11 protein-coding genes and 2 tRNA genes are annotated in these 13,411 nt (G+C 44.6%); 2 read left to right on the forward strand and 11 right to left on the reverse strand.

Annotation, left to right across the window (positions count from 1 at the left end):
* Window positions 1-11 precede the first annotated feature (11 nt).
* From infB to rlmE, 10 genes are all read right to left on the reverse strand, one after another.
* A complete protein-coding gene (gene infB / locus ACGF5R_RS04595; protein ID WP_112877193.1) occupies window positions 12-2,741 on the reverse strand; it encodes a translation initiation factor IF-2 in 2,730 nt (909 codons plus the stop codon).
* Between the two features lie 24 nt (window positions 2,742-2,765).
* Window positions 2,766-4,274 carry a transcription termination factor NusA gene (nusA, locus tag ACGF5R_RS04600; RefSeq protein ID WP_387689927.1) on the reverse strand — a complete coding sequence of 503 codons (1,509 nt, stop codon included), beginning with the start codon at window positions 4,272-4,274 and terminating at the stop codon, window positions 2,766-2,768.
* 21 nt (window positions 4,275-4,295) lie between these two features.
* Window positions 4,296-4,748 carry a ribosome maturation factor RimP gene (gene rimP, locus ACGF5R_RS04605; RefSeq protein WP_146747889.1) on the reverse strand — a complete coding sequence of 151 codons (453 nt, stop codon included), beginning with the start codon at window positions 4,746-4,748 and terminating at the stop codon, window positions 4,296-4,298.
* A 211-nt stretch (window positions 4,749-4,959) separates the two neighbouring features.
* A tRNA-Met gene (locus ACGF5R_RS04610) sits at window positions 4,960-5,036 on the reverse strand.
* A 58-nt stretch (window positions 5,037-5,094) separates the two neighbouring features.
* Window positions 5,095-5,183: transfer RNA gene (locus ACGF5R_RS04615), tRNA-Leu, on the reverse strand.
* A 57-nt stretch (window positions 5,184-5,240) separates the two neighbouring features.
* Window positions 5,241-5,579, reverse strand: coding sequence for a preprotein translocase subunit SecG (secG, locus tag ACGF5R_RS04620; RefSeq protein ID WP_387689929.1), 339 nt, complete (start codon window positions 5,577-5,579; stop codon window positions 5,241-5,243).
* 176 nt (window positions 5,580-5,755) lie between these two features.
* On the reverse strand, window positions 5,756-7,093 hold the full coding sequence (gene glmM / locus ACGF5R_RS04625) for a phosphoglucosamine mutase (protein ID WP_387689931.1): 1,338 nt from the start codon (window positions 7,091-7,093) through the stop codon (window positions 5,756-5,758).
* Window positions 7,090-7,935 carry a dihydropteroate synthase gene (gene folP / locus ACGF5R_RS04630; protein WP_112877188.1) on the reverse strand — a complete coding sequence of 282 codons (846 nt, stop codon included), beginning with the start codon at window positions 7,933-7,935 and terminating at the stop codon, window positions 7,090-7,092. Before folP ends, glmM begins: the two co-directional genes overlap by 4 nt.
* A gap of 83 nt (window positions 7,936-8,018) precedes the next feature.
* Window positions 8,019-9,980, reverse strand: coding sequence for an ATP-dependent zinc metalloprotease FtsH (gene ftsH, locus ACGF5R_RS04635; protein WP_192881002.1), 1,962 nt, complete (start codon window positions 9,978-9,980; stop codon window positions 8,019-8,021).
* A gap of 48 nt (window positions 9,981-10,028) precedes the next feature.
* Window positions 10,029-10,658 carry a 23S rRNA (uridine(2552)-2'-O)-methyltransferase RlmE gene (rlmE, locus tag ACGF5R_RS04640; protein ID WP_112877186.1) on the reverse strand — a complete coding sequence of 210 codons (630 nt, stop codon included), beginning with the start codon at window positions 10,656-10,658 and terminating at the stop codon, window positions 10,029-10,031.
* Between the two features lie 140 nt (window positions 10,659-10,798).
* Here rlmE and yhbY point away from each other — a divergent pair, with 140 nt between their 5' ends.
* Window positions 10,799-11,092, forward strand: a complete 294-nt coding sequence (gene yhbY / locus ACGF5R_RS04645) for a ribosome assembly RNA-binding protein YhbY (protein WP_112877185.1) — start codon at window positions 10,799-10,801, stop codon at window positions 11,090-11,092.
* 132 nt (window positions 11,093-11,224) lie between these two features.
* Here yhbY and greA read toward each other — a convergent pair whose 3' ends face one another.
* Window positions 11,225-11,701, reverse strand: a complete 477-nt coding sequence (gene greA, locus ACGF5R_RS04650; protein WP_112877184.1) for a transcription elongation factor GreA — start codon at window positions 11,699-11,701, stop codon at window positions 11,225-11,227.
* 260 nt (window positions 11,702-11,961) lie between these two features.
* Here greA and dacB point away from each other — a divergent pair, with 260 nt between their 5' ends.
* Window positions 11,962-13,410 (forward strand): serine-type D-Ala-D-Ala carboxypeptidase, encoded by a 1,449-nt coding sequence (gene dacB / locus ACGF5R_RS04655; RefSeq protein WP_262980389.1) that lies wholly within the window; start codon window positions 11,962-11,964, stop codon window positions 13,408-13,410.
* The last annotated feature ends 1 nt before the right edge of the window (window position 13,411 follow it).

Genomic DNA, 13,411 nt, shown 5'->3' on the forward strand with positions numbered 1-13,411 from the left:
AGTGGTAGGAATTAAGCGATAGATCGTTTAACTTCAATAACTTCAAATACTTCGATCATGTCACCAACACGAACATCGTTGTAGTTCTTAACACCGATACCACATTCCATGCCATTACGGACTTCGTTAACGTCATCTTTAAAGCGGCGAAGGGATTCCAATTCACCTTCATAAATCACTACGTTATCACGCAACACGCGAATTGGATTATTACGTTTAATAGTACCTTCAGTCACCATACAACCTGCAATCGCACCAAATTTCGGTGATTTAAACACATCACGAACTTCTGCTAGTCCTATGATCTGCTGTTTATATTCAGGCGCCAGCATACCACTCATTGCCTGTTTAACCTCATCAATCAGGCTATAGATAACAGAGTAATAACGCAGATCCAAACTTTCATTTTCAACAACTCGGCGTGCAGAAGCATCGGCGCGAACATTGAAGCCTAGAATAATTGCATTAGAAGCAGCAGCCAGTGTTGCATCAGTTTCAGTAATACCACCTACGCCAGAGCCGATGATTTTCACTTTCACTTCATCAGTAGACAATTGTTCCAATGCTTCGCGGATCGCTTCACATGATCCCTGAACATCAGATTTCAGAACAATATTCAATTCAGAAACTTCACCTTCTTCCATGTTAGCAAACATGTTTTCCAGTTTAGATTTCTGCTGGCGAGCCAGTTTGACCTCACGGAATTTACCCTGACGATACAGAGCAACTTCACGAGCTTTCTTCTCATCACGTACAACCGTTGCTTCATCACCAGCCGCAGGTACGTTGGATAAGCCAAGGATTTCCACTGGAATAGATGGCCCCGCAGAGAACACTTCACGACCTAGCTCGTCACGCATTGCCCGAACTCGTCCATATTCAAAGCCACAAAGTACTATATCACCTTTGTTCAAAGTACCTTCCTGAACCAGCACTGTCGCGACCGGACCACGGCCTTTATCCAAGAATGATTCGATAACAACGCCGCTTGCCATACCAGAACGGACTGCTTTTAGTTCAAGAACTTCAGCTTGAAGTAAGATTGCGTCCAGCAATTCATCAATACCAATACCCGCTTTAGCGGATACATTGATAAACTGAGTTTCACCACCCCATTCTTCAGGCTGAACACCGTGCTGAGAAAGCTCACTCTTCACGCGATCCGGATCAGCTTCTGGTTTGTCGATCTTGTTAACCGCAACAACTACAGGCACATTCGCTGCTTTTGCATGCTGAATAGCTTCGATAGTCTGAGGCATCACGCCATCATCAGCAGCAACAACCAGGACCACGATGTCGGTAGCTTTTGCACCGCGTGCACGCATTGAAGTAAATGCAGCATGCCCTGGGGTATCCAAGAAAGTAATCATGCCACTTTCAGTTTCAACATGGTAAGCACCGATATGCTGAGTAATACCACCAGCCTCACCAGAAGCAACTTTCGTAGAACGAATATAATCCAGCAGAGAAGTTTTACCGTGGTCAACGTGACCCATGATGGTCACAACCGGCGCACGCGATTCAGCAACAGCTTCACCTATATCGCGGTCGCTCATCAGCGCTTCTTCCAGCTCATTCTCACGACGCAGGATAACTTTATGACCCATTTCTTCAGCAACCAGCTGTGCAGTTTCCTGATCGATCACCTGGTTGATAGTTGCCATTGCACCCATTTTCATCATGGCTTTGATGACCTGAGAACCTTTGACAGCCATTTTATTCGCCAATTCAGCAACTGTAATAGTTTCACCGATCACAACATCACGGTTAACAGCAGCTACAGGCTTATTGAAGCTTTGTTGCAATGTACTGGTTTTACGTTGCTTGCCTTTTGTACGACCAACTGCACGGGCTTCTTCACGATCTGCTTTAGATTCAGAATGTTTATTATTTTTCTTCTGGCGAGTAGCCTTACCACTACGACTGCGGGCACGACGATCACCTTCAACTTTAGCATCATTTTCGTCTTCTGCTGCACGGGCATGACGGGAGGTAGTGACATGATAATCATCGCTATCAATGGAATCTGAATCACTTGACCACTTATCCTGATTCTCTTCAGCCATACGACGAGCTTCCTCAGCAACGCGTTTAGCTTCTTCCTCTACCTTACGACGCATCTCTTCTTCTGCTTTACGCTTAAGATCGGCAGCTTCTGCTTCACGGCGTGCTTTTTCACTTTGAGTTGTTTTATCAGTCTGTGCTGGTTTTTGTTTATGTTCGGTATGTTGATTGGTCACTTTTTCATTTTCCGCTGCCGGGCGCTTAGCTTTTTCAGCTGCTTCACGTTTGGCCTTGTCTTCTGCCTCACGTTTAGCCTGCTCTTCAGCGAGTTTCTTCGCTGCTGTTTCAGCTTCGCGTTGCGCTTTTTCTTCTGCTTCGCGCCGTGCTTGCTCTTCCGCTTCACGCTTCGCCTGATCTTCCGCTTTAGCCTGTTCAACTGCATCACGGTTCACATATGTACGCTTTTTGCGGACCTCAACGGCTACCGGTTTGCTTTTACCATCGGTGCCTGAAACATTCAACGTACTACGTGTCTTACGCTGCAATGTTAATTTATCGGGTTTACCAGCTGAACCACCTTGTTCGCGGTTCAAATGTGCCAGTAAAGCTTCTTTTTCTTTCTGGGAGACAAAATCAGTTTCGGTTTTTTTAATCCCTGCATCAGCAAATTGCTGTACCAGGCGATCAACCGAAGTCTGTATCTCTTCTGCCAGTGATTTTACGGTTACATCTGTCATGCTGTTCCTTCCTGCTACGGTTTATTACGCATCATCGCCAAACCAACAGATATTTCGGGCAGCCATGATGAACTCGCCTGTTTTCTCATCATTCAAACCTTCAATATCAGATAGGTCGTCGATACCCTGCTCGGCAAGATCTTCCAGCGTATAGATGCCACGGGCAGCCAGGTCAAATGCCAGAGTACGATTCATACCAGTCAGATTTAACAACTCTTCAGTTGGTTGTTTATCACTGAGGCTTTCTTTCTGAGCCAGTTCCAGAGTAGTTAAAGCAGCTTTCGCACGTTCACGCAGGACTTCGATAGTTTCCTCATCAAGGCCTTCAATTTCCAGAAGTTCCTTAATTGGTACATAGGCCAATTCTTCCAGAGTTGAGAACCCTTCTTCGACTAGAACGGTAGCAAATTCTTCATCAATATCGAGATGCTTAGTGAATGTATCAATAGAAGCATGAGCTTCTGCCTGATGTTTTGCTTGTAACTCTTCAGCAGTCATGACATTTAATTCCCATTTGTCATCACCACGGTGTTTTTTCAACAACTGCGCCGCCAGGCGCACATTTTGACCATTACGGCCAATAGCCTGCGCTAAGTTGTTGCTTTCAACGGCAACATCCATCGTACACTTGTCTTCGTCGACAACAATAGATGCAACATCAGCCGGAGCCATAGCATTAATGACAAACTGAACAGGATTATCATCCCACAGTACGATATCGATTCGTTCGCCGCCCAGTTCACTGGAAACAGCCTGTACTCGCGCACCACGCATGCCAACGCAAGCACCTACCGGATCGATACGCTTGTCATTCGTTTTTACTGCAATCTTAGCGCGAGAGCCCGGATCTCGGGCAGCAGCTTTAATTTCAATTAGCTCCTCACCAATTTCCGGAACCTCAATACGGAACAGTTCAACCAGCATTTCCGGGCGGGAACGACTGACAAACAGTTGCGCACCTCGCGCTTCAGGACGAACATCATACAGTACACCACGCACTCGGTCACCTGGGCGGAAATTTTCCCTTGGTAACATATCTTCGCGAAGGATAACGGCTTCAGCATTATTGCCCAAATCAAGAGTGATATTCTCACGATTGACTTTCTTAACTACACTGGTGATGATCTCACCTTGCTGTTCGCGAAACTGGTCAACAACCATAGCGCGCTCAGCCTCACGTACTTTTTGTACAATAACCTGTTTAGCGGTTTGCGTTGTAATACGATCAAACGTTACTGATTCAATTTGATCTTCGGTATAGCTACCCAAATCGATTTCAGGCTCTTCAAATCTAGCCGCTTCCAGCGTAATTTCACGAGTCGGCTGAGTCACTTCTTCAACAACTAACCAACGGCGGAAAGTGTCAAAATCGCCAGATTTACGGTCAATGCTGACACGAACATCAATATCTTGTTCATATTTTTTCTTGGTGGCTGTGGCCAATGCTGTTTCCAGCGCCTCGAAGATCTTTTCGCGTGGAAGGGATTTTTCGTTGGAAACCGCTTCCACAACAGCCAGAATTTCTTTATTCATCCTAGTTGCCTCATCCGAACTTTAAAAGTGGGGTACCAGGTTCGCTTTCTGGATGTTGCTCAGTGCGAACACTTCATCTTTTCCATCCACCGTAACCGTGATAATTTCGCCGTCGACAGTTTTGATAATGCCCAGCCATTTCCGACGGTTTTGCATTGCTATACGTAAAACCAGACTGACTTCCTCACCAATAAAACGCTGGTAATGTTCAGCAGTGAACAATGGACGCTCTAAGCCAGGTGAAGAAATTTCCAGGTTATAAAGCACTGAGATAGGATCTTCGACATCCAATACCGCACTGACCTGGTGGCTAACATCAGCACAATCATCAACAGTGATACCATTCTCACTATCAATATAAATCCGCAATGTAGAAACACGTGCACGAATAAACTCCAAGCCGACTAACTCAAAGCCTAAAGCTTCAACTGGTGCTGAAATCATCGCTGTTAATTTTTGCTCTAATGTGGACAAGCCCACCCCCAAGACATAAAAAAAGGGCTAATTAGCCCAGTAGTTCTGTTGTCAAATAACAAAAAACCCCGAAATTCGGGGCTTTATGCAACTGGACCCTATTTGCTGCCAGTGGCTTCAACCACTCACTTCATGCCCCTTTAAATCAGAACCAATATTTCAAATATTGCTGAATTATTTCGTTCAAAAAGGTGCATCTTAATTTAAGAAGTGGTTGCGGGAGCCGGATTTGAACCGACGACCTTCGGGTTATGAGCCCGACGAGCTACCATGCTGCTCCATCCCGCGTTCGAAAACGTGGCAAATATTACGCCGATAGCTGCAAAAACGCAAGCTATCCGAATAATGGTACCGAGGACGGGACTTGAACCCGTAAGCCCTAGTGTGGGCACTACCACCTCAAGGTAGCGTGTCTACCAATTTCACCACCTCGGCACTACTATGAGGTTATCGCTGATTAAACAACCCCATTTCAATTCTTTCTTGTGACGATTACTGCGGAATATCACTATTTGGTACTGCTGGGGCCGTCGGAGTCTCCATCGGTTTGTCAGCTTTAACAGGCTCGCCAATGTTCTCCCATTTACTGCCTACACCCGTTTGGTTACTTGTCATATTTCCAAGCACCAAACTAATAATAAAAAACAGAGTGGCGAAAAGCGCAGTCATACGAGTCATAAAGTTACCAGAGCCCGATGAACCAAACAGCGTTGCAGAGGCACCCGCACCAAAGGAAGCACCCATATCAGCACCTTTACCCTGCTGTAGCATAACCAAGGCAATTAGCCCTATAGCAACTAGCAAGAAAACAACTAAAAGAGCTTCATACATATGTCGTACCTATGTCCTCGTGGGGTTTACCACGGTTTACGTGGCTACCTTATACTGCATCACCCACTCAAACAGGCTAATCACCTGACCGAGTGGGTCTGAATACTAACCAAACCACATCTGATACGCAAGGTTAATTTCAATAATCAGAATTACTTGAAGAAAAAAACAACAAATTAACCAGCGTGTTTCACTGCATCAGCAATACGATGGGCCAAAGCAGTGACTTGTACATCATCTTCACCCTCTACCATGACGCGAATCAATGGCTCAGTACCAGATTTACGTAACAATACCCGTCCACGGCCATTTAATTCAGCTTCAACAGATTTAGTAGTATTCATTACGCTTTCCGATTTAAGTGGATCGTGTGAACCGGAGAAACGAACATTTACCAGCACCTGCGGCAAAAGTTTCATACCACTACACAGATCGTGCAAACTCATATGGTTACGTACCATAGCACTCAGAATCTGAAGGCCAGCAACAATGCCGTCACCCGTAGTTGTTTTATCCAGTAAGATAACATGACCAGAGTTTTCGGCCCCTAAACGCCAGCCTTCTTCCTGCAATTTTTCCAGCACATAACGGTCACCCACTTTAGTACGCAAAAATGGGATACCAAGCTGCTTCAATGCTAACTCCAATCCCATATTACTCATCAGCGTACCAACAACGCCACCACGCAGTTGTCCTTGTCTCAATGCTTCACGGGCAATAATATAAAGGATCTGGTCGCCATCAACTTTCTGTCCCAAATGGTCAACCATAATAACGCGATCACCATCACCATCAAATGCCAAGCCAACATCTGCTTTCTCTTCTACAACACGTTGTTGCAACAAACGAACATCGGTAGCACCGCACTTTTCATTAATATTGATACCGTTTGGTTCACAGCCAATCGTCACAACATCAGCCCCTAGTTCTCTGAGTACATTTGGAGCAATGTGGTAAGTCGCACCGTTAGCGCAATCAAGTACAATTTTCAATCCATTAAGATTTTGCTCACTTGGAAATGTACCTTTACAGAATTCGATATAACGACCAGCAGCATCAACAATACGATTTGCGCGCCCTAACTCTGCGGATTCCACACAAGTCAGTGGCTTTTCCATTTCAGCCTCAATCGCTTCTTCCACATCATCCGGCAGTTTCGTACCATCAATAGAGAAGAATTTAATACCGTTATCATAATAAGGATTATGAGAAGCAGAGATAACAATTCCAGCTTCAGCACGGAAAGTTCGGGTCAGATAAGCAACAGCAGGTGTTGGCATAGGACCAGTGAACGAAGCAGATAAACCAGCCGCAGCTAAACCTGCTTCTAAAGAAGATTCCAGCATATAGCCAGAAATACGGGTATCTTTACCGATAATGATCTTACGAGAACCATGACGAGCCAGTACCTTACCCGCAGCCCAACCAAGCTTTAACACAAAATCTGGCGTAATTGGGCTATCGCCCACTTTGCCACGGATACCATCGGTACCAAAATATTTGCGGTTACTCATAATTTCTTTTCTTCCTTCGCTGAAAGTGTTGCTCCGACAATGTGCATTGCCTGCACGGTTTCTTTGACATCATGTACCCGGATAATTTGCGCTCCTTGCATAGCAGCGATAACTGCGCAAGCTACACTACCGATAACCCTTTCTTGTGGCGGCACATGAAGCAACTGACCTATCATAGATTTACGTGACATTCCTGCTAGCACAGGTAAACCAAATTGATGAAATTGGTTTAAATGTGCCAGTAACTGATAATTATGCGTCAAGTTCTTGCCAAAACCGAAGCCAGGATCAAGAACAAGTTTATCTTTTGTTATCCCTGCCATCACACAACGTTTAATTTGCTCAGTAAAAAATTGGTTCACTTCTATTAACAAATTTTCATAATGTGGAGCATCCTGCATAGTACGTGGTTGGCCTTTCATATGCATCAAGCAAACGGGTAAGCCAGATTTAGCTACGCTTTCCAAAGCACTAGGCTCTTGTAATGCACGAATATCGTTAATCAAATGGGCGCCAGCTTTTGCTGACTCACTCATCACCAATGCTTTCGAGGTATCAACAGAAATCCAGATATTAAATCGTTGAGCTAAAGCCTCAACAACCGGAACAACACGATCCACTTCTTCTTGTTCACTAACTTCATCAGCTCCCGGACGGGTAGATTCCCCACCGATATCAATGATCGCAGCGCCTTCATTAATCATCTTCTCAGCATGTTGTAAGGCCATATCCAGAGTATTATGAGCCCTACCATCAGAAAATGAATCTGGAGTCACATTCAAAATACCCATTACTTGTGGGCGGGAAAGATCGAGAACATTGTCTCTGGCTCTGAGTTTCATGTTAGGTTACCTTCAATGTCAAAACCCCAGGACTTACCTGGGGTTTCATGAATATCAAATCAGACTACGAAACAATGGAACAATTACTGATCTTTATTTCCTGACTGCCCTACTTGCTCACCACCTTGCGCCAATGTATTGATATCATCAGTTGGTTTTGCAGCCTGTGGAGGAGGTGTATTACCTGTTGAGCGACTGCTATTACTGCTGCCGCTATCACTTTCCCATCCTGCTGGTGGACGAACATTTGTACGATTCATTAAGTCATCAATCTGGGGAGCATCAATAGTCTCGTACTTCATCAATGCATCTTTCATCGAATGCAGAATATCAAGGTTGTTCATCAGAATCTGACGAGCACGTTGATAGTTATGATCGATAATTGCCTTAACTTCCTGATCAATAAGACGAGCAGTTTCATCAGACATGTGTTTAGCTTTAGCAACTGAACGGCCAAGGAACACTTCTCCTTCTTCCTCTGCATAGAGTAATGGGCCAAGTTTTTCCGAGAACCCCCACTGAGTTACCATGTTACGGGCAATTGATGTCGCCACTTTGATATCGTTAGATGCACCAGTAGAAACGCTGTCTGGGCCATAAATAATCTCTTCCGCCAGACGACCTCCATATAAGGTTGAAATCTGGCTTTCCAACTTCTGGCGACTAGCGCTGATCTGATCGCCTTCCGGTAGGAAAAAAGTCACACCCAAAGCGCGACCTCGCGGAATAATGGTAACTTTATGAACAGGATCATGCTCAGGAACCAGACGGCCAATAATGGCATGGCCTGCTTCATGATAAGCAGTTGATTCTTTTTGCTCTTCCGTCATCACCATAGAGCGGCGTTCTGCGCCCATCATGATTTTGTCTTTCGCTTTTTCGAATTCAACCATAGAAACTACGCGTCTGTTACCACGGGCAGCAAACAAAGCAGCTTCGTTCACTAGGTTAGCCAAATCAGCACCAGAGAATCCAGGAGTACCGCGAGCAATGACAGAAGCATCAACATCAGTATCCAGAGGAACCCGGCGCATATGAACCTTCAGAATCTGCTCGCGACCACGTACGTCTGGCAAACCAACAACAACCTGACGGTCAAAACGACCAGGACGCAACAACGCAGGATCAAGTACGTCGGGACGGTTAGTCGCGGCAATAACGATAATACCCTCATTGCCTTCAAAACCATCCATCTCAACTAGCATCTGGTTCAGAGTCTGCTCACGTTCATCATGACCCCCACCCAAACCAGCACCACGCTGACGGCCCACCGCATCAATCTCATCAATAAAGATGATACAAGGTGCTGCTTTCTTCGCCTGCTCGAACATATCACGAACACGGGATGCGCCAACACCAACAAACATTTCAACAAAGTCAGAACCAGAGATAGTAAAGAACGGCACTTTCGCTTCACCAGCAATTGCTTTTGCCAGTAAAGTCTTACCCGTACCCGGAGGCCCAACCATCAGAATACCTTTCGGAATTTTTCCACCTAACTTCTGGAAGCGGCCTGGTTCTCGCAGATATTCCACCAGTTCACCAACTTCTTCTTTCGCTTCGTCGCAACCAGCAACATCAGCAAAAGTGGTTTTAATCTGATCTTCTGTCAGCATACGGGCCTTGCTTTTACCAAAAGACATTGCCCCTTTACCGCCACCACCCTGCATCTGACGCATAAAGAAAATCCAGACCCCAATAAGCAGTAACATCGGGAACCAGGAAATGAAAATAGAAGTTAGCAGACTTGGTTCCTCTGGGGGTTCACCAACCACTTTTACGTTTTTATTCAGTAACGTATCTAGCAGTTTTTCATCCTGTACTGGTAGGTAAGTGGTGTATCTGCTGTTATCTTTCCTACTAACGTTAATTTCACGACCTGTGATACGAACTTCGCGCACCTGATCCTGGGCTAATTCATTGATGAAGGTAGAGTAATCCACCCTACGACTATTGGAATCGCTGGGACCAAAACTCTGGAATAACGACATCAGCACAACTGCGATAACTAACCAGAGAATCAGGTTTTTCGCCATGTCACTCAAGGGATTAACCTCATATTACAACTGTGTTAACAAATAGCATTCAGGGTACTATAGTTTCCGCCCTGTCGCTACAATGTATACTTCACGCGATCGGGCCCGCGAAGCGTCTGGCTTACGAATTTTCACGTTCGTAAATAGGGAGCGCATTTCCCTCAGGTATTCATCAAAGCCCTCTCCCTGAAACACTTTGACAATAAAACTCCCCCCAGGGGCCAGCACATCACGACACATATCTAACGCCAATTCAACCAGATACATGGATCGAGGAATATCGACCGCAGGTGTTCCGCTCATATTGGGTGCCATATCCGACATGACGACCTGGACTTTGTTATCACCAACTCGTTCAAGCAATGTTTTCAATACAAGTTCATCACGAAAATCACCCTGAAGGAAATCGACGCCAACAATGGGATCCATCGGTAAAAGATCACAGGCAATCACTCGCCCATTATCACTAATTTGACTCACTGCGTACTGAGACCATCCACCAGGAGCTGCGCCTAAATCGACAACGGTCATGCCAGGCTTAAAAATTTTGTCACTTTGTTGAATTTCATCAAGTTTAAACCAAGCGCGAGAACGAAGCCCTTTTTTCTGTGCTTGCAGAACATATTTATCACTAAAGTGTTCTTGTAACCAGCGACTGGAGCTTGCCGAACGTTTTTTATTGGCCATTGTCCTTTCCAACTATACTACGAATAAAGAGCCAGATATCTATTGCTCCATACACCAAAACCACAACACACTATTTATGGTGATAGAGATGAGATGGCGGTAGAATGTCTCGTTTTCAATCCTAACTAAGCAAAAAAACAATGGCCCTTAACAAAAAACAAGTACAACACCTGAAAAGTCTCGCTCACCCGCTAAAACCTGTCGTCATGATTGGTAATAACGGCCTGACCGAGGGTGTGTTGGCCGAAATTGAACAAACGCTGTCACACCATGAGCTTATCAAAGTCAAAATCGCAGGCGAAGATCGCGAAACCAAAAATTTGATCGCCGATGCAATTGTCCGCGAGACCGGTGCATATAATGTGCAAATTATCGGTAAAACTCTAGTTCTTTACCGCCAATCGGAAGAACGCAAAATTATTTTACCTAAATAATCAAACCACATTTATATAAAATGCGGTGCGCATATTATGATAAAAAAGGCCATATTCGGCCTTTTTTACTTTTCCACGATCCTTATGTAACTTTACCTAACGTAAATCAATAGCAACAGGCCAATCCCGAAGTTAAATATATTCAACTTTCAGGATTTCATATTCAACTTCACCACCTGGTGTTTTGATAATAACAACGTCATCAACTTCTTTACCTATCAAACCACGGGCAATTGGTGAATTCACTGAGATTAAATTTTCTTTAATATCCGCCTCATCATCACCCACAATCCGGTAAGTCTGCTCTTCATCAGTATTAACATTCAAAACCGTAACTGTAGTCCCAAAAATAACACGTCCAGCCTTGGGCATCTTTGTGACATCAATCACTTGTGCATTAGAAAGTTTAGCTTCGATTTCCTGAATACGGCCTTCGCAGAAACCTTGTTGTTCACGAGCAGCATGATACTCAGCGTTTTCTTTCAGATCACCATGTTCACGCGCTTCAGCAATGTCTGAAATAATTTTTGGACGACGTACGTTCTTTAGATAATCTAGCTCTTCGCGCAACTTATCCGCGCCACGTACCGTCATTGGAATCTGTTTCATTTATTAATCCTCTAAATCTTTTCTGAGCAAAAAACCAGCATCATCCTGATGTTTTCAGATAACAGCACAATGAGCACACCTTATCGGGCGGGCTTACAGACAATAAACAATAGTGCAAACCATAGGACTACCCAGAGTTCACAATCATATTTTACATATTAATATATCATTCTAACGTAGACTTGGTGATGGGTCATCGTTTACTTTTCCCCACTTTGCGCCTTAGTATTGTGGTATGTCTACATCCATATGCGAAATTTATGTCCTTCTTTAAAATTGCCGGCAGATTAATTTGCGTTACCGCTCTGTATCTAACTACACCCAACGCAAACGCCACACCTGTTGAGGAATATACGCAATATCTGCCTGATGGTACTAATCTGGCGTTAATCGCTCAAAAAGCGGGTAGCAGTACCCCGTTAATTGATTATCACGGGCAACAAATGGCTCTACCAGCAAGTACGCTGAAAGTTGTCACAGCTCTTGCAGCATTGTTACAACTGGGTAAAGATTATCGCTTTATCACCACACTGGAAAGTCACGGAAAAATTTCAAACGGCGTCCTGAGAGGGAATTTGATTGCTCGTTTTGTCGGAGATCCGACACTGACCCGTCAACAACTTCGCAATATGGTCACAGTTCTGAAACAATCTGGCGTGGAAAAAATTGACGGCGATCTTCTGATAGATGTTTCCACCTTTGCCAGCCACGATAAAGCTCCCGGTTGGGTATGGAATGACATGACCCAATGTTTCAGCGCTCCCCCTGCTGCCGCAATTGTAGATCGAAATTGTTTTTCAGTTTCGCTATATAGTGCTGAACGCCCCGGTGATACTGCATTTATCCGCGTAGCATCCTTTTATCCCGTAAATATGTTCAGCGAAGTTAAAACGTTGGCAAAAGGCTCTCCTGAAAGCCAGTACTGCGAACTGGACGTCGTTCCCGGAGAACTGAACCGTTTTACTCTTACCGGATGCCTTACTCAACGTAGTGAACCGTTGCCACTGGCTTTCGCGATTCAAAATGGTACCAGCTATGCGGGGGCAATCCTCAAAAATGAATTGCAAATTGCAGGAATTGAAATCACAGGTAATCTTAAACGCCAAAGTTTACCAACTGAACCGGGAAAAGTTCTGGCTCAAAATCAATCAGCACCATTACATGATCTGCTGAAAGTCATGCTAAAAAAATCTGACAATATGATTGCTGATACCGTATTTCGGACAATAGGCCGACAACACTTTGATATACCAGGAACCTGGCGTTCAGGCTCTGATGCGGTAAGGCAAGTATTAAAACAAAAAGCGGGTATCGATCTAGGAAATACCGTGATGGTGGATGGCTCAGGATTATCCCGCCATAATCTGATTACTCCAGCAACCATGATGGAAGTATTACAGTTTATTGCTCAACATGATCAAGAATTAGATTTTATTTCCATGCTGCCATTAGCGGGTCATGATGGCACATTAAGATACCGAGGAGGGCTGGACGAAGCAGGAGTAAACGGAAAAGTTTCGGCTAAAACCGGTGCCCTGCAAGGAGTTTATAACTTAGCTGGCTTTATAACCACTGCTAGCGGTCAACAAGTTGCTTTCGTACAATTTATTTCTGCTTACGCCGTACCGCCAAAAGAGCATCGCAACCGTCGGGCCCCTTTGATTCGATTCGAAAGCAGGCTGTATAAAGATTTATACCAACACAACTGAT

This window comes from Photorhabdus sp. RM71S, assembly GCF_042879355.1.
Classification (GTDB): domain Bacteria; phylum Pseudomonadota; class Gammaproteobacteria; order Enterobacterales; family Enterobacteriaceae; genus Photorhabdus; species Photorhabdus kayaii.